The 1350-nt window shown below is 72.7% G+C and carries 1 protein-coding gene and 2 pseudogenes; all 3 read left to right on the forward strand.

All coding sequences use genetic code 11. The annotated features are described in order from the left end of the window. A pseudogene (locus ACWDCZ_RS41420) lies at positions 1-234 on the forward strand (SMI1/KNR4 family protein); the annotation flags it as partial. Positions 235-244: 10 nt separating this feature from the next. Continuing rightward, on the forward strand, positions 245-415 hold the full coding sequence (locus tag ACWDCZ_RS41425) for a hypothetical protein (RefSeq protein WP_449818735.1): 171 nt from the start codon (positions 245-247) through the stop codon (positions 413-415). Between the two features lie 167 nt (positions 416-582). Next, positions 583-1101: pseudogene (locus ACWDCZ_RS41430) on the forward strand (phophatidylserine decarboxylase associated domain-containing protein); the annotation flags it as partial. Positions 1102-1350 lie beyond the last annotated feature (249 nt).

Raw genomic sequence — 1350 nt, forward strand, 5'->3', positions numbered from 1 at the left:
GTCCGGAACCTCACCGCGCTCGCCGAGTGCCCCGACCTGCGCTACCTGGCCCTCACCGCCGGCCAGTGGGCCATCCTGCTGGACCAGGGCGCGCTCCCGGCCACCCTGGCCGCCGCCCGCCTGGCCGGAGCGGAGGTGCCCGATGACGTGGCGCTGGCCTGGGCCGAACGACTCGGCCGGTTCGTCGGGGAGCGGTTCACCGTCACCGGGACCCTCGCTCCTGACGGCGGGTGAGAGCGGCCGCGTGCACATCCACCGGCTGCGCAAGATCCTGCGCATCGGGGACAGCCCGGACTCGGTGACCGGGCACGACCGGGGCGGCTACCGGCTGGTCTCCGGCGCCGCCGAGGTGGACCTGGCGCGGATGGAGGACCTGGTCACCGCCGGGCCGTGGCCCGCGGCGCGACATCCTTGAACGGCTCAACTCGCATATCAGCTGAGCAGATTACCGATCTCCTTCGTCCTTTCGGGTTCTCTTTCCGGCCGGGCCGTGATTCCTGGCCCCGCCCCGGCGGGCCCGGCCGAGACTGGCCAGGAATCCTGCCGGATCGTCACCGATCGAACGCCATGACGGAGGAAAGCATGCTCGGAGATCTCACGGGCGCAGTGACCGACGCCCGCTACCGTGCCTCGTTCGGGCGGGTCGCCGGTTACCTGCCGAAGGACCGCCGGGCCGTCGATGCCTGGCTGGCGGACCTCGCGGACCGCGCCCAGGCGCGAACGGGGCCGCACAGCCCCGCCGTTGCGGCCATGGAGAAGCTGATCGAGACCGACAGGAACACCCGATCGCTGGTGGCCGGCACGCTGGAGCAGCTCCCGCGCGCGCTCCAGCCGATCCAGGGCGTCGGCCACCTGCTCCAGTGCGTGGACCAGATCATCACGACCGCGCCCGAGTACCGCGCCAAGTCCGAGGAGCGGATCCTCTTCCCGCTGTCCGCGCTGTTCGCGAACCTGGCGCTGACGAAGGCGGGCGAGAGCCTCCTGCGCACCCCGGCGTTCAACTCCGCGCTCCAGCAGGTCCTCCGCGAGTGGTGCGTGTTCCTGGACAGCCCCGCGAGCCGCTCCGTGCTGACCGAGGCGGACAACGGCTGGCTGTCCCCGCACTCCGTCGAACGCCACCGGCTTGACGACTACGAGATCCCCGACCGCGGCGCCGAGCACTGGGGCTTCGCGTCGTTCAACGACTTCTTCCACCGCAAGCTCAAGCCCGGGGCCCGGCCGGTCTCCACCGACCCGACGGCGGTCCTCGCGCCGGGCTGGCGGTCGCGGACGCGCTGGTGGCCCGCAGCGCGGAGATCGTCGCGGCCAACGCCGAGGACGTGGAGCGGGCCCGGGCGGCTGGCACGGCCG

The organism is Kitasatospora sp. NPDC001225 (assembly GCF_053597855.1).